The organism is Streptococcus sp. SR1 (assembly GCF_000526075.1).
Taxonomy (GTDB): domain Bacteria; phylum Bacillota; class Bacilli; order Lactobacillales; family Streptococcaceae; genus Streptococcus; species Streptococcus halitosis.
Genome location: NZ_JATR01000015.1, coordinates 53,957 through 78,003, shown reverse-complemented (window position 1 = coordinate 78,003; position 24,047 = coordinate 53,957). Strand labels below are relative to the sequence as shown.

Genomic DNA, 24,047 nt, shown 5'->3' with positions numbered 1-24,047 from the left:
TTACTTCACCCCCGCCAGTTTCTTTGTCTCTGTCCACAGATCTCCCATCATCTGATGATGCTCTTGTGGTGTCAATCCTTGAACGACATAGTCAACTAGGATACCAGGGATGTAAATATCATTTGGATCAATGTCTCCGACTTCAACCAATTCGTTTGTCTCAACAATAACTGTGTCAGCTGCTAGAGCGAGTTGAAGGGAGATGTTTTTAGTAGTCCCATCCAGATAAAGGTTGCCATACTTATCCGCCTTTGTAGCTTTAATCAAGGCAACATCAATCTTCAATGGATCATAAATCAAATATTCTTTTCCATTTCGAGTCACTTTTTCGTGTTCATCTTCAAGAATTGTTCCTACACCTGTTGGTGTTAAGACTGCTCCAAGGCCCGCGCCCGCAGCATGCAAGCGTTCTACGACAGTTCCCATCGGAGTGAACTCCACTTTCATGGCTCCCGAGAAATAATCATGCTGAGCAGCAGCGGATGTCCCTACATGGGCTGCAATGTACTTTGTAACCTGATGGTTTTCACAAAGTCGACCAACTCCAACTTCCTTACCGGGTTGAGAGGTTACAACAGACACCAAGGTCAAATCTTGCTGGTTTTGACGAACCAGTTCCTCAATTAACTCAAGTGGCTCTCCCACTCCGAGAAAACCAGAAATACCAACTTTATCTCCTGAATGAATCAAGGAAATAGCTTCAGACAATGTTACAACTTTCATAACCTATCTCCTCTCTTATTTACGTTGAAAGACAGCTTTGCGTTTTTCAACAAAAGCGCGCATTCCTTCTACCTTATCTTCTGTTGAGAAGAGTAGAGCTTCCGCTTCTGTTTCCAAACGAATAGCATTTTTCAGAGGGAGTTCTGAGCCAACTTGGATAATATGTTTAGCTTTTTCAACTGCTAGCGGTGCATTTTTCATAATCGCTCCTGCTAGCTCTTCTGCCGCAGGCAATAGTTCTTCTGCTGCTACCAACTTGTTAAGAATTCCAAGATCGTATGCTTCTTGTCCTTTAACCATTCTAGCAGTGAAGATTAATTCCTTTGTTTTACTAGTACCAATCAAACGAGACATTCTTTGAGTACCTGCAAAACCAGGAATGATTCCCAAGCCGACTTCAGGGAAGCCAACCATTGTCTTGTCATAGCCGATTCGGATATCAGTTGAAAGAGCTAATTCTAAACCGCCTCCCAAAGCATAACCATTCAATACTGAAATAGTTGGCTGAGTCAATTCAGATAAGCGGGTAAAGGTGTCGTTCGCATAGGTCATGTATTCATGAGCCTGAATTGGAGACATTTGGTCCATCTCTTTAATGTCTGCTCCTGCGACAAATGCTTTCTCTCCTTGACCGGTCACAATGACAACACGAATGTCCTCGCTTGCTTCAATTTGGTCTAAAGCGAGATTCAAATCCTTTAAGACTTCTGAACTTAAAGCGTTCAAAGCCGATGGACGGTTAATTGTTAGATAGCCAAAACCATTCTTAACCTCTAATAAAACAGTTTTACTCATTGTTCTGCTCCTACTTGATTTATTTTGAGTACAGAGTACAGCGTCAACAAATACCAACACAAAATGTAAGAGCTTACATTTTCATCATAATCCTTTTTTCCCTATCCGTCTACTTAATCTTTATTTATAGACCTATAAGTCCAGCTTATAGAATAGAGCCATTCAATCTACCCTCAAAGTCTTAGGAAAAGCAAAAATACCTTATCAAGCACTTTCGGAGAAAGACACTTGATAAGGTATGTAACTATGAGATCGGATCAATATCTCATTTTGTAATCGTAATATTGAAAAAGAGGAACTGACGTTCAGTTTTCTAATAACTAACGTTCAACGATGAGGGCTGTTCCCATCCCTCCTCCGATACAGAGAGTTGCTAAACCAGTTTTGGCATCACGTTTCATCATCTCATGTACCAGAGTCACTAAGATACGGCAGCCTGAAGCTCCAATTGGATGACCAAGAGCAATCGCGCCACCATTAACATTGACAATATCTGTGTTAAAGCCAAGTGTTTTCCCAACCGCACAAGCCTGAGCAGCAAAGGCTTCATTTGACTCGATCAAGTCAAGATCATCAACTGTCAAATTGCCTTTTTCTAGAGCTTTGCGAGTCGCATAAATCGGTCCACATCCCATAATTTTAGGATCCAAACCTGCACTTGCATACGAACGAATGCGAACAATCACTGGGAGTCCCAATTCTTCAGCTTTTTCAGCGCTCATGACCAAGACAGCCGCTGCTCCGTCATTGATACCTGATGCATTACCCGCTGTAACAGAACCGTCTTTTTTGAAAACAGGTCGTAGCTTAGACAGACTCTCCAAGCTAGCATCTTTTCTAGGAAATTCATCTGTATCAAAGACGATAGAATCGCCTTTACGTTGAGGAATAACCACCGGAACAATCTCTTCCTTAAAGCGTCCAGATTCTATAGCCGCCACTGCTCGTTTTTGTGATTCCAAAGCAAGCGCATCTTGATCATCTCGGCTAATACCATATTCTTCTGCCACATTCTCAGCTGTAATCCCCATATGGTATTCGTTAAAGGCATCAGACAAACCGTCCTTAATCATGGTATCTACCACTTTCGAATCTCCCATACGACCACCCCAACGGAAACTTGGCAAAACGTATGGCGCCTGACTCATGTTTTCTGCACCACCAGCTACGATAATATCTGCATCGCCGCATCGAATCGCTTGAGCAGCCAACTGCACTGCCTTCAAACCGGAACCACAAACCTTGTTGATAGTAAAGGCTGGTGTAAATTCAGGGAGTCCTGCGTGAATGCTCATTTGACGAGCTACGTTTTGACCTAAACCTGCGCCTAGGACATTCCCCATAATCACTTCATCTACCTGCTCTGGTTTAATATTCGCTTTTTCCAAAGCACTCTTAATTACCAAAGATCCCAAATCAACAGCAGAAACATTCTTCAAGCTCCCGCCAAAGGAACCTAAAGGTGTTCGCACTGCCGAAACAATAACTACGTCTTTCATGACTACCTCCATCAGTGTCTAGTAAGTAAAGAAACCTTCTTTTGTCTTCCGTCCCAATTTTCCTGCTTCGACCATTTTCTTAAGAAGAGGGGCAGGACGGTATTTTTGATCACCAAACCCTTGGTTTAGGACGCCCATAATAGCCAAACAAACATCCAACCCAATCAAGTCAGCAAGAGCCAAAGGTCCAATAGGATGATTTGCACCAAGTTTCATCGCTTCATCGATTTCTTCGGCACTAGCCACTCCTTCACCTAGAATGTAAATGGCTTCATTGATCATAGGAATCAAAATTCTGTTCACAACAAAACCATAAGAATCTTTAACATCAACTGGTGTTTTACCAATTTTCACTGTCAGTTCACGAACCGCCTGAACCACTTCTTCTGAAGTCTGCAAGGCCTTAATAACCTCTACAAGTTTCATGATTGGGGCAGGATTAAAGAAGTGCATTCCAATCACGCGCTCTTGATGTTTAGTAGCAGCAGCTATATCCGTGATTGACAAAGAGGATGTGTTTGATGCTAAGATAGTTTTAGGATCTGTCAATTCATCCAATTGTTTGAAAATATTCAACTTAATCTCACGATTCTCAGTTGCAGCTTCAATCACCAATTGGACTTGTTTCGCATCTTCATATGAAACAGATGGAAGCAAATTGGCCAATACCTGATCCTTCTCATCCGCAGACATCCGTCCTTTTTCAACTGAACGTTCCAATTGTTTTGTGATATTATTCAAGCCTCTTTGAACAAATTCTTCTTTAATATCGTTTAAGTAAACTGTAAAACCAGCCTGAGCAAATACTTGAGCAATTCCGCTTCCCATTTGACCAGAACCAATAATCATCACCTTAGATATCATTATTTTCTCCTTCTTATTTTACAAAAATCCAGTGCATGAAGCAAGGACTATTGAACAGAAATCCTTCAATCGCCCTTCTGACATTAAACAAAGGCACCTAGTCCAGTAATCTCACGACCAACAATCAAGGCATTCACTTCGTGTGAACCTTCATAGGTATAGATTGATTCAGCATCTGCAAAGAAACGAGCAACGTCTGTCTCAAGTGTAATACCATTACCTCCGCAAGTTTCACGAGCAAGGGCAACTGTTTCGCGCATCACCAAGGAATTGTGCATCTTAGCAAGAGCAGAGTTAAGCATCAATTCATTACCTTTCTCTTGCATCTCAGCAATACGAGTTGAATAAGCAATAACTGCTACAGCATTTGCTTGCATACGAGCCAATTTTTCTTGAACAATTTGGAATTTGGCAATTGGACGTTTGAACTGTTCACGATCTTTAGCATATTTAAGAGCTGCTACATAAGATCCACAAGTCACTCCCATAGCAATGTGAGCAACGTCCGCACGAGTGAAGGTCAAGATACGGGCTACATCACCAAAACCATTGATATTTACCAAACGGTCTGAATCTGGAACCTCTACATTCTTCATAGTAATATGGCCATTGCGGACACAACGAAGAGCAATCTTATGTGGGATTGGTTCCGCATGATATCCAGGAGCTCCCTTACGAACGATAAAGCATTTCACCTTGCCATCCGCAACATCACGAGCAAATACAGGAACGACATCCGCAGTATCTGAACCACCAATCCAGCGTTTTTCACCATTTAGAATCCACTTGTCTCCAACACGTTCTGCAGTAGTTGCAAGTCCTCCAGCAATATCAGAACCTGAAAGAGGTTCAGTCAAAGCGAAGCAACCTTGCCAATCAAATGCAGCTAGTTTTGGAAGAAATTCTTTTTGTTGACGCTCATCACCACCCAAGAGAATTGTGTTGTAGCAAAGTCCACCATGAACGGTGTAGAATGTTGCCATAGAAGCATCGAAGCGAGCAAGTTCAAGATACAAGAAAGCAATATAAAGTTCAGAAGGTTTCCAGCTGCCCTCACGTCCTTCAAACAATTTTGGATTGTTCATAATTTGAGCGCCCTTAGCCACAGCATAGAATTCTTCAAAAGGAAAATCAGGTTTTTCCCAGTATTCATTAATAACCGGACGGAGATGTTTCTCAATCAAACGGCGAGTTTCTTGTAAAACCTCTGCTTCTCCCAAAGTTAGACCATCCGCATAGTGAAAAAGGTCCTCAGGATATAGTTCGCGTAAAATTTCTTCTTTTGTTGCCATAGTCATGACTCCTTTATTTGTTATAAGAGCGCTTACATTTTTGTATTCGCTATTTGTTGACAACCCCATTCTATCCCTTAGGGTATTATTTTGTCTACTTAATAAATATAAACACCCCTATAAGTTCAGATTATAGGGGCTGATTCTGACTGTTTTATCAAGGATTTCCTCGTTTTTCTACTTACTTATAGGCACAAGAAAAAGTGGTTTACAAATCAGTAAACCACTCTTATTAGTTATTTCAATTTTATGATTCTTTTACTTCGAGCAAACCAACTTCACCATCTTCTCGACGATACAAAACATTAGTTGTTTGATCTTCTACATCTACATAGATAAAGAAATCATGTCCCAATAAATCCATTTGAAGAAGCGCTTCTTCTAAATCCATTGGCTTCAAATCAATTTGTTTTGAACGAACGACTTTGGGTTGCACAACATCTGCATCTTCAACTAGAGCATCTGTAAAGAGTTGACTTGTCGCAACTTTATTTTTATTCTTGCGTTCGATTTTAGTCTTATTTTTACGAATCTGACGTTCAATTTTATCTGTTACAAGATCGATAGAACCATACATATCTTGAGAAACATCTTCTGCACGAAGAGTAATAGATCCAAGTGGAATTGTTACTTCAACCTTTGCTGTTTTCTCACGGTAAACTTTCAAATTCACACGTGCATCCAACTCTTGCTCTGGTTGGAAATACTTTTCGATCTTTTCGAGTTTAGAAACTACATAATCACGAATTGCTTCTGTTACTTCTAGGTTTTCACCACGGATACTATATTTAATCATATAAGTACCTTCTTTCTAAACATTTTTGTTTTTCTAACTATATTATAACGCTTTCATTTTCATTTTGCAAATTTTTTCCTCATCTTACAAAGGAAAAAGTTTTAACTTCCAAAGCACCTGCTTCTTCCAAAAGTCGTTTCACACGATTCACAGTTGCCCCTGTTGTATAGATGTCATCAATCAGCAAAATCTTCTTAGGAAGTGAGATTCCATCTTTAATAAAAAATGGAATTTCAGTAGCCAACCTTTCCAAACGGCTTTTAGAAGAACTAGCGCTCTCTTCTCTTTTTCCTAATATATCTTTAAAAGAAAAGCCTGCTGCCTCAACCAAACCCTCGACTTGGTTGAACCCCCTCTCAAGCAATCTTCCAGGACTTAGGGGAATTACAACAAATTGATAACCTTTATACTTTTTCAGCTCCTCAGCAAGAACAGAAGCAAAAACTTTTCTAAGCAAAAAATCGCCATCAAACTTATAGCGACTGAAAAAGTCTTTCATAGCTTGATTATAGGTAAAGATTGCCTTATGATCAACACGAACTCCTTCTTTACACCAAAACTTACAATCTTGACACTTAGTTGACATATCTGTTTTCATACAGTTTGGACAATAATTCTCTCCAATCTTCTCAAAACTAGAAGCACAAGCTGAGCAAAGATAACTGCAGTCATCCTTCAAAAGGAAGAGACTGCTAAAAGTCAGCTCACTCTTTGTAGTCTGGCCACATAATAAACAGTTCATAACCCTGCCTCCTTATTCATCTGCTTGATTTCCTTGATTGCCTTCTTGATGGAAGCATTTAATCCATCATGAAAGAAGAGCAACTCACCAGTTGGTCTATCCATACTGCGTCCAACTCGCCCTCCAATCTGAATCAAACTAGACTTGGTAAAGAGACGATGATTAGCTTCTACTACGAAAACATCCACACAAGGGAAGGTAACCCCGCGTTCCAAGATTGTCGTACTGATTAGTATTGTTAGTTCTCCATCTCGAAAAGCTTGCACCTGCTCTAATCGGTCTTCTGTCACAGAAGACACAAAGCCGATATTCTCATTCGGGTACTGCTCCTTCAAGATTTCTTTTAGTTTTTCGCCTTTCTTAATCTCTGATGCAAAAATCAGTAAGGGATAACCTGTTCTTCTCTGTTTCTCAATATAAGTCTTTAACTTGGTTGACAATTGATTTTTCTCTAAACAGCGATTAAAATCCGATAACCAGACTGGTTTAGGAATAATCAATGGATTTCCATGAAATCGTCTTGGCAAGCTCAATCGTTTTAATTCTCCTGTGCGAACCTTCTTATCTAACTCATCTGTAGAAGTCGCTGTAAGGAATATCTTTAACCCCTCCTCCTTTACACATTGGTTTACAGCGTAGTAAAGTATAGGGTTGTCAACATAAGGAAAGGCATCTACTTCATCTACTATCAGCAAATCAAAAGCATGATGAAATTTTAACAACTGGTGAGTCGTTGCAACAACTAGTGGAGTTCGAAAATAGGGCTCTGATTCGCCATGAAGCAGTGCTATCTCACAAGCAAAGTCATTCTGCAGTCGCTTATACAATTCCAAACATACATCAATTCGAGGACTGGCCAAACACACTACACCACCATTATTGATTACCTTGGCCACAACTTGATAAATCATCTCCGTCTTTCCAGCTCCTGTTACAGCATGAACCAAGGTCGGTTCTTTCTTTTCGACTGCTCGAATCAATCCCTCTGACACCTTCTCCTGAAAAGGGGTTAACTTACCACGCCACTTGAGGACATCTTGCTTAGGAAAATCTTCTTGCGGAAAATAGTATAAGGCTTGATCACTCCTGACTCGCTTCATCAGTAAGCACTCCCTACAATAGTATGCGCCAATAGGCAAATACCATTCTTCTAGAATCGAACTATTACAACGTTGACAAAACAGTTTCCCCTTCTCTTTTCTCATTGCTGGCAGTCTCACTGCTACCTGTCGTTCTTCTTCCGTTAATTCTTTCTCAGTAAACAAGCGACCGAGGTAATTTGGATTTACTTTCATACTTTAATATTCGTAAAAATCTAGCACTTTAGATATTTTTTTAGTACAATTGAATCATGGAATTTAGAACAATTAAAGAGGATGGGCAGGTCCAAGAAGAAATCAAAAAATCCCGCTTTATCTGTCATGTCAAGCGTGTTTATAGCGAAGAAGAGGCTCGTGACTTCATCACTACCATCAAAAAAGAACACTATAAAGCCACCCATAACTGCTCTGCTTTTATTATAGGGGAACGCAGTGAAATCAAACGTACGAGTGATGATGGGGAACCTAGTGGTACTGCTGGAGTCCCTATGCTGGGTGTCTTAGAAAATCATAATCTAACCAATCTCTGTGTGGTAGTGACACGCTACTTTGGTGGCATCAAACTAGGTGCTGGCGGTTTGATCCGTGCCTATGCAGGTAGTGTGGCCTTGGCTGTCAAAGAAATTGGCATTATTGAAATCAAAGAACAGGCTGGTATAGCCATTCAGATGTCCTACACTCAGTATCAAGAATATGGCAATTTTCTTAAAGAACATAATCTCATGGAGCTGGATACAAACTTTACAGATCAAGTTGATACAATGATTTATGTTGATAAGGAAGAGAAAGAAAATATCAAGGCTGCTCTTGTAGAGTTTTTTAATGGAAAGGTTACTTTAACGGATCAAGGTTTACGAGAAGTTGAAGTCCCTGTAAACTTAGTGTAAACAAAGGAGAAATACATGGCGTTTGGAAAATTTATTCAAGGACTTGCTGGTAACTTCAGCGAGGAAAACAAAGAGACTCTTATCAAAGAATATGGACAATATCTACTAGAGAATGAAGAAATTCAAAGTGGATATAAACTTATTCGCGATTCAATTATTTTTACAAATATCCGTATCATCTTTACAGATAAGCAAGGTGCCACTGGTCGCAAGATGTCTGTTAAGTCACTCTTTTTGATGAACATTGTAAACGTTGAAATGGAAACTGCTGGAGCAGGTATAGATGATAGTGAGATTACGATCACTTATTTAGAAAATGTCTTTCTAAAAGCACATAATGAGCATCTGAGTTTCCATAAATTTGAATTCCCTAAAAAAACGGACATCCTTCCGCTTTACACCTATTTATTAGAATTGGCTTATCACAATCGATTAAAAATTAATGGCTTAGACCTTTGATATAAAAAAATCCTATCACTTTGATAGGATTTCTATATTTTACAAATAGCCTTGAGCGCGTTATACTAGTATCATCTTATACAAAGAGGTATATCTATGACTATTTATAATAATATCACTGAACTAATTGGACAAACACCGATTGTTAAACTCAACAACATTGTTCCAGAGGGTGCTGCAGACGTCTATGTTAAACTAGAAGCTTTTAACCCTGGATCGTCAGTAAAAGACCGTATTGCCCTTAGTATGATTGAAAAAGCGGAACAAGATGGTATTCTAAAACCGGGTGCTACCATTGTTGAAGCAACGAGTGGAAACACTGGTATCGGTCTTTCATGGGTTGGTGCCGCTAAAGGATATAAAGTTGTTATCGTCATGCCTGAAACGATGAGTGTGGAACGACGTAAGATTATCCAAGCCTATGGTGCTGAACTCGTCCTTACTCCTGGAAGTGAAGGAATGAAAGGGGCTATTGCCAAAGCTCAGGAAATCGCCGCTGAACGTGACGGCTTCCTTCCCCTCCAATTTAATAATCCAGCTAATCCAGAAGTGCACGAAAGAACAACAGGAGCTGAAATACTGGCTGCTTTCGGTTCTGATGGACTAGATGCTTTTGTGGGTGGTGTTGGCACCGGTGGAACGATCTCAGGTGTTTCTCACGCTCTTAAAGCAGCAAATTCAAACATTCAAGTTTATGCAGTTGAGGCAGACGAGTCAGCTATCTTGTCTGGTGAAAAACCAGGACCTCACAAAATTCAAGGCATCTCAGCTGGATTTATTCCTGAAACCCTTGATACAAAAGCCTATGATGGTATCGTCCGCGTAACGTCAGATGATGCTCTAGCACTCGGACGTGAAATTGGTGGAAAAGAAGGCTTCCTTGTTGGGATTTCTTCAGCTGCAGCAATTTACGGGGCAATTGAGGTTGCCAAGAAATTAGGTACAGAGAAGAAAGTTCTTGCTTTAGCACCAGATAACGGCGAACGTTATTTGTCTACAGCACTCTACGAATTTGAAGTGTAGTCTCCTAAATGCACTTAGCCCTTATTAAAGGGCTTTTTATATACTCATATAGAGCCTATTCTCTAAAACAAAGTTTTGGGGCAGATAAAGGCTTGCTGGGGTTACACGAGATGTAATCTGAGAGGTAAGCGTCAAGTGAGAATTAACATGGGATTCATACTCATGGCCAATAACCTCTTAAAATACAATAAGAGAAGGAGTCAAAATTAAAAAGCTAGAGTTCCTCAATTGGAAACCTCTAGCTTTTTTGTGGCTGAGAACTATTTTGTTTCAGATTCTTTAGTTATTCAAGGCTGCTGCCATTGTAGCTGCAACTTCAGCTTCAAAATCATTTGCAGCTTTTTCGATACCTTCACCAACTTCAAAGCGAGCGAACTCAACTACTGAAGCGTTAACTGAATCAAGGTAGGCTTCAACCGTCTTGCTGTCATCCATGATGTATACTTGTGCAAGAAGTGTGTATGCTTGGTCAACTTTAGTGTTGTCAAGCATGAAGCGATCCATTTTACCTGGGATGATTTTATCCCAGATTTTTTCCGGTTTGCCTTCTGCAACCAATTCAGCTTTGATATCTTCTTCAGCTTGAGCAATCACTTCATCAGTCAATTGAGCTTTTGATCCATATTTCAAGTGTGGAAGAGCTGGTTTACCAACCATTGCACGGCTATCATTATCTTGGTCAATCACGTGGTTCAATTGTGCCAACTCATCTTTAACGAACTGCTCATCCAATTCTTTGTAAGAAAGAACTGTTGGTTTCATCGCAGCAATGTGCATTGAGATTTGTTTAGCAAGCGCTTCGTCTCCACCTTCAATAACAGAGATAACACCAATTCGACCACCATTGTGTTGGTATGCTCCAAAGTGTTGCGCATCTGTTTTTTCAAGCAAAGCAAAACGACGGAATGAGATTTTTTCACCGATTGTAGCTGTTGCAGATACATAGGCTGCTTCAAGAGTTTCACCTGAAGGCATTGTCAAAGCAAGTGCTTCTTCGTTGTTCGCTGGTTTACCTTCAGCAATTACTTTAGCTGTTGCATTTACCAACTCAACGAATTGAGCGTTTTTCGCAACGAAGTCAGTTTCAGCATTTACTTCAACTACTGCTGCAACGTTACCGTTAACAAATACACCAGTCAAACCTTCAGCTGCAACACGGTCAGCTTTCTTAGCTGCCTTAGCCATACCTTTTTCACGAAGCAATTCGATTGCTTTTTCGATATCACCTTCAACTTCAACCAATGCTTTCTTAGCGTCCATAACACCAGCACCAGATTTTTCACGCAACTCTTTAACAAGTTTAGCTGTAATTTCTGCCATTTTGATTCTCCTATATTTTTTAAAAATAGGAGAGCCGGGCTAAGCCCCGCCCTCCTAGGTAATGATTACTTATTTGAATTAAGCGTTGTCGCCTTCTACAACTTCAACGATTTCTTCGATTGAGTCAGCTTGAGCTTCTGAAGCTTTAAATTCTGCTTCAACTGCTGCTGCATCTTCACCTTGACGTCCTTCGATGATAGCGTCAGCCAATTTAGCTGTGATCAATTTAACCGCGCGGATAGCGTCATCGTTAGCTGGGATGATTACATCGATATCGTCTGGATCAGTGTTTGTGTCAACCATCGCTACAACTGGGATTCCCAATTTTTTAGCTTCTTTAACAGCGATTTGTTCTTTATGTGGGTCAACTACGTACATTACATCTGGGATACGAGGCATGTCTTCGATACCACCCAAGAATTTTTCAAGACGTGCACGTTGTTTGTTAAGAAGTGCAACTTCTTTCTTAGGAAGAACATCAAAGATTCCTTCTTCTTCCATGCGTTTGATTTCTTTCAAACGAGCAATACGTTTTTGGATAGTTCCCCAGTTCGTAAGAGTTCCACCCAACCAACGGTGGTTGATGTAGTATTGACCTGAACGTTCTGCTTCTTCCTTAACAGCATCAGCAGCTTGTTTCTTAGTACCAACAAACAATACAACTGCATCGTTAGCCGCAGCATCACGCATGAAGTCGTATGCTTGGTCAGCGTATTTTACAGTTTGTTGCAAGTCGATAACGTGGATTCCGTTACGTTCAGTGAAGATGTACTTAGCCATCTTAGGGTTCCAGCGACGAGTTTGGTGACCAAAGTGTACACCAGCCTCAAGAAGTTGTTTCATTGAAATTACTGCCATGAGTATTTCTCCTTTTTGTTTTTTTCCTCTTCTTGATTTCAACTTGCAAAACGACCCGAGGGCAACAGTTTCACAATTCATCAAGAATGAGTATTATCGTTTACACGACAAGTTTCATTCTACCACATTTTAGCGATATTTTCAAGTGATTTTGATAGATTGTATGCGGTAGATTTTTTTAGAACGCCTAAATTCATACAATTTTTAGGAGAACATCACCGAGTTTTAAAAAAAGACTGAACAAATTTCTTGCTCAGTCTTGACATTGATACACTTATCAGGTATCATTAATTAAAGACTGAGTAAGAAGGTCGGTTTCTTACTCGGTAAGGCGAGAAGTGTTAGCGCACTTTTCGTCTTTTTTTATTCGATTAATTTAAGTAGATTATAACACATTTTTACATACCGCGCAAGCATTTTATGTTTGATTGTAGCACAAAAAGACCTTTTTTTGCAAAGGTTATTATTATATAACTTTTTATACACTTTATTATGTACTTCTATTGTTTTCGGAAGTAGGATAACCTTTTACTATCAGGGTAACATTGATATCTAGATGTGTTTTCTTTATCAGTTTTACTCATTCTCTTTTTAATGGTATAAGCAGAAACTTCCTCTAAAGAAATAAATTTTTCATAATCCTCTCTCCAGTTGCCAAAGAATAGTTCCCTCAAGGAATCCTCATAATTCAAAACAATTATCCGACTCATCGTTTCAGCTCCAGCAAGAGTCCAATACATTCCTCTTTTTTTCATTCTATAAGTGACCTTACGATGCTGACTCTCCATTATACCGATTCCTGCATGACTGAATCCTCTCTGTTCGGCTGGTTTAGTATATTGGAAATTTCTCAATATTTTACTCTTGAACTTCTCAAACAACTCTTGTTCTTCTTCTGTATTGATATAACTTTCGGTCGTATCTAGGACAGTTCTCATTAACTGCTTATCATGTTGCTTAATCGCCTGGAAAGCTCTCTCTAATAGATCTTCAGAGTAAAATTTTAAATAATTCTTCAACTCCTTATTTACATGATACTCATCCCAGAAATGTTCGTGGCGTTTAATTCGCAAAACCTTCGCAATCTCTTTGAAAACATAGGGTGTATATCCATGACCTCCATCAGAGTTCGTAATTAATAAAGTCTGATTCGTAATTTCGTAATTATTGAACAGATAATCGATCACCTGCTCCCTCACTAAGCGGTTATCAAGGCCAATAAATTCCTTTTTGTCCTGGAGTTCAAATCGATTGCTGCCAACTTTATGGCTTCCCGTATGGACTACAAAATGGGATAAATCATAATGTTTATTATCCTTCTGTGTGTCTCGTGCTTTGACCATCACACCGTCACCCTCAATATAAATAACCTGGGCTTTTCTTTTGCTAACTTCTTTATTCTCTTCATAATATCGATAGCCTTCTCTTTCCTCCAATAACTTCTCACAGATTTTTACAGCTTTTACTACAATTGGCTTTGTGATAGAGATGTGATAAGTCAATTGGATCACCTGAGTTACTTTATCATATGGCATCAAAGTAGATAATTTGGCCACCTGGTACATAAATTCCCATGAGAAGCGGACGTTCTTTTGAAGCCCTAACTTTTCATCTACTGGAATGACCCAATGATCTCCCTTTTTCCAACGTCTTCTTCTGAAAGTAAACTCACCAAATGTAAAAGCGACGGTTCGCTCCATTGAATGAATACAGGTATAGCCCTTTGCTTTCATGACTGGAATCATCTCCTCATCATACCTAGAAACAAAGTTATAAAATTCTTTTGCATTTTGAAACAGCAATTGATTTTTTAATTCTCTCTCATCAAAGAAAGCCATTCAGAATCCTCCCTTATTAAAATTACGCTTATTTTAATAAATTTTGACCTGAATGTTCAAATAATCCTTTGTTCTGACAAAAAAAGAGCCTATCTTTTCAGATAAACTCTTACTTGTCATACCAGGGTTTCTCTTTCTTACTCAAATAGGATTTGCTCATTTCAATAGTAGCTATCCCCATAGGAATCAAAATAATACTCCATAAAACCGTCACAATTCCATCTGCAATAAAGGAAAAACCACCTGTAAAGTGAAGTCCCAAATACAGTAATAATACAACTGGAAGGAAAGCTGGAGCGAATTTCAAAACGGCCAAACCTAAAACAATTATAAACACCGTACTAAGTCCAAATGTTTTATAGAACACATAGATTGCTATAGCTCCGATAAAAATAAAGAACAGCTGAACAAGTCTTTTAATATCAATGAAAATCATCATAGATTCCTCCTACTTCATCAGTAATATTTTAAAATCTCATCTGTTAGGTAAATTCTATTGGGTAGATTGGATCCTTGGCGGACTTCTTCAATTAAACCATGATTCTTTAGCTTCTTTTTCAAAGAAATCACTTTACTTTTACCTGATTGAAGAGCCTCCATTAGCTCCTCTATAGGGTAACATACAAAAGTATTTCCATTTTCATCATATCCTTTTAATTCGAAGTCAACTGCAGCTCTTAAACGATTTAACAAAAGCATGTAGAGAAAAATTCCACTACTCTTCAAATCATTGAACTGTGGGTTGTCTACTATTGGACGAGGGATGACAATTTGTCCTGAATCTATTGCTGCTGAAGAAAATTCAGGAATATCTGATAGATTTGATAAGTATTTCATTGCTGCATTTCCTTTCTTATGGAACGCTATTTTTTCTTTCGCTCCATCTTTTCCCATTCTCTTATAATCAGATTCTCGAGATAAGATGAAGCTGATTTTTCACCGTGATACTCTACTAAAGCATCTAGCATATCGTATCTAACATTATGATGTAAAGAGAATGGATATCTTTGCTTTTTGTTATAGCTTTCAGGAGACTTTCTAGCCTCCTGATTTTGTTTCCTCGACAAAGGAGGCTTTTCTCTCTTTGGTGTACTTTGGAATGTTTGTTTTACTTGTGCGAATCGATTCTCTGTCATGCTACCTCTCCTTCTAACACACTCAAAATATTTTCATATACGTAGTTTATATTATCATAAAACTTCTGATGTGTCTCTTGTTGGTTAGCTGTCATCTCTTCATGCTGCTTAAAGACACTCTGACCAATCACAAGGCTCTTGGCCATGAGCTCTTTCTCCTGGATAGATCCCAAGTAAGCCTGATCTTCTTCAACAACTTCTAAAAATTGTTTACAGGTGTCTGTTACATTGTTTCCAACGTACTTAATCTTATTCCCAATAAGATAAGGTTCTGCTTTAACATAGCTTTTCTTAGTAATAACTTCGATAGCCTCGCTCTTAATGAAGTCTACAAAATTTTTCAAAGATAACCAGGCACGAAAACCATTAAGAGAGGCATCAGAAACAGCCAAGACAATATCTGATACAGCTATAAAATTTGCTGTAACTAAACTCTCATCATTGTGCGTATCAATTAGAATGACATCAAATTGCGCTTCTAACTCTTCGTAATGTTCGCTAAACCACATAAACAACTGGAGATACTTGTTGTTTCGACTAGCAAGATCTAACTGCTCATCTGTCAAACGCTCATCACCACAAATCAAACTGAGATTTTCCGATATTGGAACAATTTCATACTCTCCAGTTGTAAATATATCATAGACAGTTTTCTCACATTTTACATCAAATGTTCTTGTTAAATTACATTCCCAAGCGCCATCAATGAGTAGTGTTCTAAGTCCCTTAACACGTGCCAACCAATCTCCTTCATTAAAGGTATCTGTAGTCTTCCCACCGCCACCTTTTCCTAAGTTTGTAGTCTGAATCTTCATGATTCCCTCCTTGGATAATTGTATATTTTGTTATATAACTTTTTATATACTTAATTATACCTAAAACAACTTTATTTGTCAATATAAAAGCACAAAAAGTTATATAACTTTTTGTGCAACTTGTTATCCGTATGTACCACCTATATTTCCGCCAACATAGGCTTTTAGCTGGATTTGTTGAACTGTAGTATTGAAATTTCCAACGAAATAGCTGTTCTCTTCTCCATTCTTAGTTAAAACAACCAAAAATTGAATCACATCATCTGATTCAGTTGGCATCACTTCCAATTGTTTAGGTTGAAAATCATACTGATTCGTCAGAAGAGCCATCGCAAAGGTTTGAACCATCGCATTCTGTGTCATAGATAAATGATTCTCGATTGTTCCCTTGACATTTGGCAGAAAATTCGTCTTTTTTATATCTGCTACTGCTTCTTCAAAGGCTTTTAACACTTCTTTTTTGTCTTCTGAGCTTGCCTCTGCGTAGGGGCGTTCTAGTTTTAACTTAGCTGTCCGATAATTCTTCTCGTCTGCTGTTTCTTCTTTGGAAGGCAGCTCGTTTTGAGTGGTTCCTGAAGAACTCACCTGTGCAGCTTCTTCTATTTTAGTTTGTTGAGATGGCCTGAAACTCGATACAATCCCTATTCCTGCCAAAACCAATAGAATACCAACTACAATCGATACAACCATATTCTCCTTTATCCAATCAATCATTTTATATACTCCTTTTAATTTGAACTTAATTTAGCTTCTCTGTCATCTGGATAAGCAAAAGAGATTACCTGTTCTTGTTGTTGTGATTTAGTCCAAATACGATAATTCCATGTATATGGAGTTTTGAACTGATCCCAGCCACTCAGAGGTGTATTTTGTTCTACAAATAAGATAGAGCCATTCTCGAAAACATGACATACAATTCCAGTATGACCATATCCTCCACCTCCTACCTGTGTAGAAAAAATAGCGCCTCTTTTGGGTGTAGCCTTAACTGAATTTCCAAATATTGCAGCCCATGCTGCTGCCTGATCTTTCCCATTACCTTGAACTGAACCAGAATGCCCCCATAAGTGATTTCCAATACTAATTGTAAGATTCACACATTGTCCAGCATACTCGTCACTTCCAGGATTATACCATCCTGTAGACTTAGCATAATCCATGCCTAAGCTCTTAGGATCAATAATGAATGGTTTCAAGCTATCTGGTAAGTCTTCTGGTTTGTACCCCCACGCAGTCGCATCTGAAGGGACAGTTCCCGTTCCATCGGTACTGCTACCTGACTCACCACATCCACTTCTCTCAGCTGAAGAAGACACCGCACTATCTGAAGAACTGATATCTTGTGTACTGGATCCTTCAAAAGGCTTCTCGCCATGAGCAGCAATAGCTTCCTTATCAAGCCACTGATACTTCGTACCTAGTTTTTGGTACATATCAGTTAGTTTGCTCTTATAAGTGCCATCTGTGGCCCATCCACCATCTGCTATAGCAGATAGGCTAGCAATACCATTTGTATTGTTTATAGCCCCTTTATAGAGTGTCTGGTGAGCCATAAACTCAGCTTTCCCTACGATCCCTGCATCGTAGCTAGAGAACCAAGTATAAGCTCCTCCTGTACCGTCTCCGACATTCGCTCCAGGCTTTGTCCCACTTAAATCAACACTATCTTCACCATACGTCGCAAGAGTAACTGGAAAATTACTTTTACTAGAGGTTTTAACACCTCCCATATTGTGAGCTTTCCAGAAAGAAGTACCATTAGGATTCGTAAAATTGAAGCCATTCTCTATCATTGTTTGAGTGATAGAGGCTGAAGGTAGGAAACCTCCTGCCTTCCAAGACAGGATGTAGGCTTCCTTATGCTTTTTTACAAAGTCATCGATGGAACCATCAGCTGAAGAAACTGTGGAGTCGCCAGTTGAAGATGTTGTTTCTACAGCACCACAATCATTTCTTCCATTATTGGTTACAGCTCCCATTATCCCAACTAACATGGTTATCCCAACATTGATAATTAATAGGAGAGCCACAAAAGGAATGAGGATCTTCAGTTTAAATATTTTTTTCATGGATACCTCGCTTATTTACCATAATCCTAATATTGTTCGCAAAATTCCATAAAAAACTAAAAATACAATAAATCCTATTCCAATCTTCTTGAGACCGTTCAAAAACTCCTTATCTCGTTCTTTTTGTGCTTCCAGGCGTTTTGGATCAGATTCTCCCTCTGAAGCGAAATAATCTCTTTCTTGTTGCATGCGATATTTACGAATCAATACGTATTGATCAAATCTCTGCTTAGTCCTGGCAATCATTCCTAGTTTATTTTTGGCCATTCTGGTTTACCTTCCTTTCTTACTCAATACCGCCATAGCGCTCAACTTCAGGGGCTAACAGCTGTTGGTTAAAGACCAGATTTCCTACCCCTGCAATATTCATGAATAACTGTCCTTTCGCCAGACGAGGCAAAGTCTCTAGTTCAGACTGGTTCATTGATCCAGATAAGGCGTTAGCTAGTAGAGGAACACTGGTTTCGTCCGTCTGAGCAAAAACTCTATATTGCATCAGACCAAAAATCCTCTGGACTGCCGTTACGTACGGATCCTTATGAGTGCCAATCCCCGTCTCAAACAGAATCCCTCGCAGTGAATTAACAGACAATACAACACCAGCAAAGTTTTCGCCCATTGTATCAATCATATCAGCCAGAAGGTTGACACTACTTTCATGCTTAGGGTCAATGAGTGTCTGTGCCCCACTAATATTGACAATATAGTGCTGCATATCCATCTCCGTTAAGTCAGGACGTCTCTTCAGTAATTGCTTACAGCGTTTTCCGTTATTGACAATATCAGCTGAGACAAGTGAAAGAACAGAGAATATCTGAACATTTAACAAATGAGGGGCGTTCTTCAACCCTGAGAAGTCAAATGTTACAACTTGCTCTGAAGAGATATCTTGAAATTCGGTTGTTCCCTCGAAAATTTCTGCGTTTGTTGTCAATAGTTCGTTAAACGTATTGTAAATACGCTTAACAGCCTTGTGTTCGGCTTCATCCGCACTAGTTTGTTCCAGCCGACGTTTGTAGGCATCAACAAACAAAATAAAATCAGACAGAATAGGATACTCTTCCTTCACAATATCCGTCGCTTTCAGTTTTTCTGGATTCAACGAAGGATTTCGAGCCCACAATTCTTCCTCAATATAGAAATCATTCAGGAGAGTTCCAAATGTAATTAAATCGTCTCCTGTCACTTCATTATTCAGGAGTTTATAGATACTCTTCAGTTTCTCGATATGAAGGTTGTAAGATTTCTTCTTATCAATTTCAGTTCCTGCTTCATTGGTTACTGTTGGAAATACCTGGAAGATATTGATACGGTTAGCCTCTCCTGATAAATCAAGAATCAATCCATGTTGTTTTCGTGTCTGATCAAGAAACTGGCCAGTAGCATCAAAGTTACGAATATAATGACCCTTCGCATAGAGACCATCTGTGTGTTTCATAAGAAAAGATCGTTGTCCCATCTTTGGATTTCCCGATAGGATCATAAAGGAGCGTGTTCTTTTCTCGTCACGTTCTAGAAAATTGAAATTTACTGCTCCGTTTGTTGGAGTCCATCCAAGATAGAAGCCTTTCTCATCTTCTAGCTTCGTATGATTAAAGAAATATCCACCAGCTATTGAGTGAGCTGGAGTCGGTATCCCTCTTCGATGATTGGGCAAATCAATCTGATATTCGGCTGGAATAAATGGAGCATGGTATTCAAAATCTAATTCTCCAGACAGAATAGTGGATTTGAATTTCGACGTTTTGTCTTTGACTTCTTCAACCCTCTTAAATAATTCTTCTTTTGTTGATGCAAACACAAAGACACGAATATACATCCCATACATAGCTATATTTCGCTTATCAATTTCACGGCTTAGTTTATTAAGATTATCAATCTCATCTAGTTCTTTCCGATTATTGGTTAGTTTACTATTGTTTGTAATCCGTGTTGACTTCTCTTCAATAGAGTCCTCAATCTCTTTTTGAAGCTGTCTGTTATCCTCCTTGTACAGCGATAGGAAGGAACGTGTTCCAGGAATCAACAACAATTCAGAAAGCCAAAAACGATCCATTCCTTCAGTTGGATATTCATAATAGTGTAAGACCGTATGGTATCCATCTCCACTTATCCAGGAGCGGTCATCCTTTTGAAAATCAATATTTCCTTGCGGTTGAATCTGGCTAAGAAAGGCAAGGTCATATCCTTCATTTTTTAGTTGTCTTTGTCTACGTTTTGATAAATCAGGCATGCTATCTCTCCTATACTTTCTCATTCATATTGTTGTATTGCTTTATAATCTGAATTTTCTTCCTGTAGCTGATATCTTGTGGAACAAAATCATTATTTCCATAAGTTTTAGCCTTACGAACCAATTCGTCCAATTCGGTTGTTGTAGGCGCAAATAACCACAGTATAAACTCTGTATTATAGACTTCTTGTCGGATGCTTTCTTCAACTTTAATTTGGCTTTGAAGCCAAATTTCACGATCCTTGAGTTGTAAAAAACGTCTATCATTTACTGATAACTTAGACATTTCTTGTCGCACTAAATCCAAATGATGGCGCAAGTCAGAAATTTGCGTATCTGTATTTGTTGGTAAAGTTGTCGTCTCCACTTGGATATTCGGTCCAAATCGAGTCAACCAGGTTTCAAAATTTTCAATAGTTCTCATAACCTCGTTATAAGACATCGATCCTAAATCTTTACCTGGTATCTCCATCAGCTGCAAGTAGCCATAATCAACTAACTGGATATAAGCCTGGCTGTTTGGAATGATTGATTTTACATCTAACAACTCAACGCAAGAATGTAAATCAAAATATTCCTGCGTTTGTTTCTTTGTTTCTTGGATACGTCCCAGAGGGCGTTTCTCGTTTTTTGAGGGTTGAATTTGTTTAATCGCCATTATGGTTTTCTCCTTCTGATATAATTCAAGCTAATATAACGTTTTCTTCTTCGTCTGAAGAAAAGAAACATGCTGTGCCAGTTCTTTTTGCCACCGTTAGCTGGTAACACCAGATACAAACTCAAAACTGGTGTTAAAAAAATGAATGCGAACATCTGTATCCACTGGCTTTTAGGAAAGATTTTTAAGCCAACGCTCAAAGCGATTACTCCAGTAATTCCTACAAAAGCAATATCTAGAATAAGAAGGCCTATAATCTTGATTTTGGCATAGATATCTCTAGGTACACCGTATTTTTCACCGTACATGAATTTCTCCTTTATATTTGTTTTGACACTCACATTATAATGAATAATCGAAAATATCTTTTAAAGGGACAATAGCATTTTTGCCATTATCTTTCAGGAAGTAAATACACAAAAAGTTATATACTTTTTTGCACAATAAAAGAAGCCTCAATCTTGAGACTTCTTAACTAAATCAAAGAATGATTCTTCAGAAAGAAAAGTAATCAATTGGCCTTCTGATAGTCTTCTAAGCGCTGCATCATGCTTCTTAGAACTTTTATCTGGATCAAAAAGATTCAACTGCTTGTGTCCTACAACCAATATATCTGTCCTAGAAGACACATAGTTTTGCACGACAGCCCCTTTACTTTCTAAAAATCGTATGGCTTCTTCTCGAGTTAGAGGACGTAAGCTTCCTGTGATAACAATATTCTTCCCTGTTAAATCCATAATTCATCCTATTCCTCCTCTTCAGGACTTTCAGCACCTGTGATATGACGTCCTCCTTGCATACGCTGTCCTGCTTGTTGCATCTGTTGGTTCATGTAATTCATTTGACTCATACTCTGTTGAAATTTTTGTTGAGAAGAGTCTGGTTGTTTCGGTGCTTGTGTCGATTCTACAACTGATTGAGATGAACCTTGGGTTGGTGGCTCCGTTCCTCCAGTTAGATGAGGTGAATCTTGAATTGGAGCTTCCGTTCCTCCAGTTGGATGAGTTGACTCTTTAATTGGTGGCTCCGCTCCTTCAGTTTGAAGTGGTGGATCTTGAATTGGGGACTCCACTCCTTCAGCTGAAGAAGTTGGATCGACAATAGGTGCGTCCGTTGTTCCTGGGTCAATTGGAGGCTCAGGAATATCAACTGGTCCAGGCTTATTAATACCAGGAACTGCATCGTTTTTCAATGCGTTATAGGTCGCATTTTGAGCAGAGACAGCCTTATCATCCAGCTTATCTAAAACGTTACCAACTGCCCCTTTCCCATTTTGCATGGCTTCAAATGCTTTCCATTCTGCCAAATCAACCATATTACTTACACCACCTTTGGCCGCATTCATCAAGCCCTGATCTTTTATAGAGTTCAAAGCACCTTGAATACCACCTCCAGTTCTGGCTAGGCTATTTCCTAGAATCTGACTTCCTTTAGACAAGGCATCTGGAGCTTTTTGTGCCATATCCATACCAAATTGACCAAGTGCCATACCACCATTAAAGAGACCGCCTGCTCCAGCCGCAAAGGCATTGCCCATCATCATAGCTCCGAGCAGTTGTTGAGCTGTTTCACTATGACCTGTTGAAACTCCAAGCCAGCGCTCAATCATGGCCACTCCTTGCATAGCTGCGAAGAATACTCCAACATAAACAAAGGCAGCTGCTAGGCACTGTTCCCACATGTTGAGTCCGTCAAAGAATCCGCCAGAAAGCTTCGATACAGCTGAGACAGAAAGGATTGGTAAATCTCTGAAAATCTCAAGGGTTACACGCATAATGATAACTTCAAAGAAGATTCCTGCCAAGGCACCGCCAATCGTTCTTAACAACTCTTTGTATTTCTTTGAGTTTGATAGAGAACTATAGCCGAGAATCGGAGAAATCATTGCTTCAATCAGAATATCAAAAACTGATTTGACGAGCTTGATGATCATGCTGACCAATAGAACAATCAGGATAATGTACTGGAGAAACATCCCTATCCAGTTGACTTTATAGCGCATGTAAACTGATTCAAAAGCACTCAATTGATTAATGAGGCGGTGTTCTGTAATGCTTTCAACTCCTGTATTATTAGAATTCAACTTATGGAGGAACAAGCCTTTAATTCCTGCTATTTTGTCGTCTTCCTGCATCCTCTTTAGCATTTCTGGATTTGTTGTACCATAGTTTGCCCCAAAATCAATCTTGGTCGCAAAATCAGTTGTATCCCGCTGTGCAGGGTCATCCGTGATATTATTGACAGGAGTAGAGCCTTCCTGAACAGGCTTGATGAAGCCATAATCATCCATTGGAAACAGCTCCGTAGAAAAATCTTTGTAGATCAAGACTTTTAAGTCTACTACATTATTTTTCATGGGCTGAAGAGCCAAGGAAGAAATCGGTTGGCTACCAGATGGCGCTTCACTGGAGACTGTCTGGATAGACATGGCATCCTGTGCCACTGCTGTTGAGATGGTGGTCAAAGCTAGTGGCAATACGGCAGTTACAGCCGTTACCAAAAGGAAATTCGTGATGACCCCTTTGTATTTGACTGGCTTTGTAAAAACTCCAGCGACAGCCGACACGACCAAAATCAGGGTGAACAAGGACGTCCCCAATAACTGAAACCAGTAAAAGAACTGGCCTATAATCGTCTTCTGGTCGCCCAGATAACCGAAGAGACCAAAGAGCTTGAACATATTATTAAAAACATGTTCTAGGCTGGAAGTGATTTGATAAAGAGCCTTGACAATCCCTCCTGGTAAATAAGTGAGAAATGCCATAAATGCAGGAGTCGGTTCTAAATAGTTGCCCCAGTAGGAATAAAATTCCGCCAGCTTTTTTGCATTCTCGCCTGTGATTTCACCATTGAGATTCTTGACCTCATTCACCAAATCTGAAAAGGTTTGATAGTGCACTAAAGGTACCTTCTTTCTTTCTAAGATACCCCTATCATATT

Annotated in this window: 26 protein-coding genes; 3 read left to right on the top strand and 23 right to left on the bottom strand. The window is 39.2% G+C overall.

The window, feature by feature from the left end; translation table 11 throughout:
• The 8 genes from HMPREF1518_RS05380 to HMPREF1518_RS05345 all read right to left on the bottom strand — a co-directional run bounded on the left by HMPREF1518_RS05380 (position 1) and on the right by HMPREF1518_RS05345 (position 8,006).
• Positions 1-723, bottom strand: a complete 723-nt coding sequence (locus HMPREF1518_RS05380) for a CoA transferase subunit A (RefSeq protein ID WP_033584694.1) — start codon at positions 721-723, stop codon at positions 1-3.
• A 15-nt stretch (positions 724-738) separates the two neighbouring features.
• Entirely contained in the window at positions 739-1,518 is a 780-nt protein-coding gene (locus tag HMPREF1518_RS05375) for an enoyl-CoA hydratase/isomerase family protein (protein ID WP_033584692.1), read from the bottom strand.
• A gap of 320 nt (positions 1,519-1,838) precedes the next feature.
• Positions 1,839-3,017, bottom strand: coding sequence for an acetyl-CoA C-acetyltransferase (locus HMPREF1518_RS05370; RefSeq protein ID WP_033584690.1), 1,179 nt, complete (start codon positions 3,015-3,017; stop codon positions 1,839-1,841).
• Positions 3,018-3,035: 18 nt separating this feature from the next.
• On the bottom strand, positions 3,036-3,884 hold the full coding sequence (locus HMPREF1518_RS05365) for a 3-hydroxybutyryl-CoA dehydrogenase (protein ID WP_025172369.1): 849 nt from the start codon (positions 3,882-3,884) through the stop codon (positions 3,036-3,038).
• An 80-nt stretch (positions 3,885-3,964) separates the two neighbouring features.
• On the bottom strand, positions 3,965-5,173 hold the full coding sequence (fadE, locus tag HMPREF1518_RS05360) for an acyl-CoA dehydrogenase FadE (RefSeq protein WP_000201480.1): 1,209 nt from the start codon (positions 5,171-5,173) through the stop codon (positions 3,965-3,967).
• Positions 5,174-5,420: 247 nt separating this feature from the next.
• Positions 5,421-5,969: a ribosome hibernation-promoting factor, HPF/YfiA family gene (gene hpf, locus HMPREF1518_RS05355; RefSeq protein ID WP_000599116.1), complete on the bottom strand. Its 549-nt coding sequence runs from the start codon at positions 5,967-5,969 to the stop codon at positions 5,421-5,423.
• Between the two features lie 79 nt (positions 5,970-6,048).
• Complete coding sequence (locus HMPREF1518_RS05350) at positions 6,049-6,711, bottom strand: ComF family protein (RefSeq protein WP_033584687.1); 663 nt, start codon at positions 6,709-6,711, stop codon at positions 6,049-6,051.
• Positions 6,708-8,006, bottom strand: coding sequence for a DEAD/DEAH box helicase (locus tag HMPREF1518_RS05345; protein ID WP_033584685.1), 1,299 nt, complete (start codon positions 8,004-8,006; stop codon positions 6,708-6,710). The genes HMPREF1518_RS05350 and HMPREF1518_RS05345 overlap by 4 nt, the downstream gene beginning before the upstream one ends.
• Positions 8,007-8,062: 56 nt before the next feature.
• Between HMPREF1518_RS05345 and HMPREF1518_RS05340 the strand changes: the two genes are divergently transcribed.
• The 3 genes from HMPREF1518_RS05340 (at position 8,063) to cysK (ending at position 10,180) form a co-directional block, all read left to right on the top strand.
• Positions 8,063-8,698 (top strand): YigZ family protein, encoded by a 636-nt coding sequence (locus HMPREF1518_RS05340; RefSeq protein WP_033584683.1) that lies wholly within the window; start codon positions 8,063-8,065, stop codon positions 8,696-8,698.
• Positions 8,699-8,713: 15 nt separating this feature from the next.
• On the top strand, positions 8,714-9,157 hold the full coding sequence (locus tag HMPREF1518_RS05335) for a PH domain-containing protein (RefSeq protein WP_033584681.1): 444 nt from the start codon (positions 8,714-8,716) through the stop codon (positions 9,155-9,157).
• Between the two features lie 96 nt (positions 9,158-9,253).
• Positions 9,254-10,180 (top strand): cysteine synthase A, encoded by a 927-nt coding sequence (gene cysK, locus HMPREF1518_RS05330; RefSeq protein WP_000158479.1) that lies wholly within the window; start codon positions 9,254-9,256, stop codon positions 10,178-10,180.
• 279 nt (positions 10,181-10,459) lie between these two features.
• On the opposite strand, the gene tsf is transcribed toward cysK, so the two are convergent.
• The 15 genes from tsf to HMPREF1518_RS05255 all read right to left on the bottom strand — a co-directional run bounded on the left by tsf (position 10,460) and on the right by HMPREF1518_RS05255 (position 24,006).
• Positions 10,460-11,500: a translation elongation factor Ts gene (tsf, locus tag HMPREF1518_RS05325; RefSeq protein ID WP_000808088.1), complete on the bottom strand. Its 1,041-nt coding sequence runs from the start codon at positions 11,498-11,500 to the stop codon at positions 10,460-10,462.
• A 78-nt stretch (positions 11,501-11,578) separates the two neighbouring features.
• Complete coding sequence (rpsB, locus tag HMPREF1518_RS05320; protein ID WP_033584679.1) at positions 11,579-12,358, bottom strand: 30S ribosomal protein S2; 780 nt, start codon at positions 12,356-12,358, stop codon at positions 11,579-11,581.
• Positions 12,359-12,858: 500 nt separating this feature from the next.
• Positions 12,859-14,196: an ISLre2 family transposase gene (locus HMPREF1518_RS05315; RefSeq protein WP_033584677.1), complete on the bottom strand. Its 1,338-nt coding sequence runs from the start codon at positions 14,194-14,196 to the stop codon at positions 12,859-12,861.
• A 109-nt stretch (positions 14,197-14,305) separates the two neighbouring features.
• On the bottom strand, positions 14,306-14,635 hold the full coding sequence (locus HMPREF1518_RS05310) for a hypothetical protein (protein ID WP_006152272.1): 330 nt from the start codon (positions 14,633-14,635) through the stop codon (positions 14,306-14,308).
• Between the two features lie 17 nt (positions 14,636-14,652).
• The gene (locus HMPREF1518_RS05305; RefSeq protein ID WP_006151485.1) at positions 14,653-15,033 is read right to left on the bottom strand and encodes a replication initiator protein A; all 381 of its coding nucleotides are present in this window, start codon (positions 15,031-15,033) and stop codon (positions 14,653-14,655) included.
• Positions 15,034-15,059: 26 nt separating this feature from the next.
• A complete protein-coding gene (locus HMPREF1518_RS05300) occupies positions 15,060-15,332 on the bottom strand; it encodes a hypothetical protein (RefSeq protein ID WP_006151642.1) in 273 nt (90 codons plus the stop codon).
• Positions 15,329-16,147 carry a ParA family protein gene (locus tag HMPREF1518_RS05295; protein WP_006151733.1) on the bottom strand — a complete coding sequence of 273 codons (819 nt, stop codon included), beginning with the start codon at positions 16,145-16,147 and terminating at the stop codon, positions 15,329-15,331. The genes HMPREF1518_RS05300 and HMPREF1518_RS05295 overlap by 4 nt, the downstream gene beginning before the upstream one ends.
• Before the next feature lie 123 nt (positions 16,148-16,270).
• Complete coding sequence (locus HMPREF1518_RS05290; RefSeq protein ID WP_033584675.1) at positions 16,271-16,861, bottom strand: hypothetical protein; 591 nt, start codon at positions 16,859-16,861, stop codon at positions 16,271-16,273.
• A 14-nt stretch (positions 16,862-16,875) separates the two neighbouring features.
• Positions 16,876-18,216: a CHAP domain-containing protein gene (locus HMPREF1518_RS05285; protein WP_033584673.1), complete on the bottom strand. Its 1,341-nt coding sequence runs from the start codon at positions 18,214-18,216 to the stop codon at positions 16,876-16,878.
• A 15-nt stretch (positions 18,217-18,231) separates the two neighbouring features.
• Complete coding sequence (locus HMPREF1518_RS05280) at positions 18,232-18,483, bottom strand: hypothetical protein (protein ID WP_001107251.1); 252 nt, start codon at positions 18,481-18,483, stop codon at positions 18,232-18,234.
• 19 nt (positions 18,484-18,502) lie between these two features.
• Positions 18,503-20,449 carry a virulence factor gene (locus tag HMPREF1518_RS05275; protein WP_033584671.1) on the bottom strand — a complete coding sequence of 649 codons (1,947 nt, stop codon included), beginning with the start codon at positions 20,447-20,449 and terminating at the stop codon, positions 18,503-18,505.
• Between the two features lie 10 nt (positions 20,450-20,459).
• Complete coding sequence (locus HMPREF1518_RS05270; protein WP_033584669.1) at positions 20,460-21,107, bottom strand: hypothetical protein; 648 nt, start codon at positions 21,105-21,107, stop codon at positions 20,460-20,462.
• Positions 21,107-21,415, bottom strand: coding sequence for a DUF5592 family protein (locus tag HMPREF1518_RS05265; RefSeq protein WP_000274176.1), 309 nt, complete (start codon positions 21,413-21,415; stop codon positions 21,107-21,109). Before HMPREF1518_RS05265 ends, HMPREF1518_RS05270 begins: the two co-directional genes overlap by 1 nt.
• A gap of 147 nt (positions 21,416-21,562) precedes the next feature.
• Positions 21,563-21,844, bottom strand: a complete 282-nt coding sequence (locus HMPREF1518_RS05260) for a BRCT domain-containing protein (protein WP_006151897.1) — start codon at positions 21,842-21,844, stop codon at positions 21,563-21,565.
• A gap of 8 nt (positions 21,845-21,852) precedes the next feature.
• Entirely contained in the window at positions 21,853-24,006 is a 2,154-nt protein-coding gene (locus HMPREF1518_RS05255) for a pLS20_p028 family conjugation system transmembrane protein (protein WP_025170327.1), read from the bottom strand.
• Positions 24,007-24,047 lie beyond the last annotated feature (41 nt).